This is a genomic window from Pseudoalteromonas sp. 120-MNA-CIBAN-0494 (genome assembly GCF_040308885.1).
GTDB classification, from domain to species: domain Bacteria; phylum Pseudomonadota; class Gammaproteobacteria; order Enterobacterales; family Alteromonadaceae; genus Pseudoalteromonas; species Pseudoalteromonas nigrifaciens.
Genome location: NZ_JBEOOE010000109.1, coordinates 1 through 334, shown reverse-complemented (window position 1 = coordinate 334; position 334 = coordinate 1). Strand labels below are relative to the sequence as shown.

Below are 334 nucleotides of genomic sequence, written 5' to 3'. Positions count from 1 at the left end.
ACTTGGGCAACCGGCATCTAAAAGTAGCGTTGGCAGATTTTTGAGCCTTTTGGCTATTTCTTGAAGGTATGCAATCAATTCATTTGGATCACACATAGGTGAGAGTTGCTCGGCTACTTGCAAAAAGTTTACCTTGCCTCCACGTTCAAAACCGTCACCCCACTTAAACAATCGCGTTACCATTTCAGGATCTGCTTTCATTGGCGCAAAGTCATAAATAGGCGCAAACGAAATCTTATTCTCTTTTTTGTTGAAGTACCCCTTGATAAATCAAGGGGATTCTTGTCGTCAACGGTTTAAGCATTGTGATACTAGATCACTTTAGACTTCTAAA

General features: G+C 40.7%; 1 pseudogene. It reads right to left on the bottom strand.

The annotated features are described in order from the left end of the window. A pseudogene (locus AAEY55_RS18180) lies at positions 1-201 on the bottom strand (HipA-like protein); the annotation flags it as partial. Positions 202-334 lie beyond the last annotated feature (133 nt).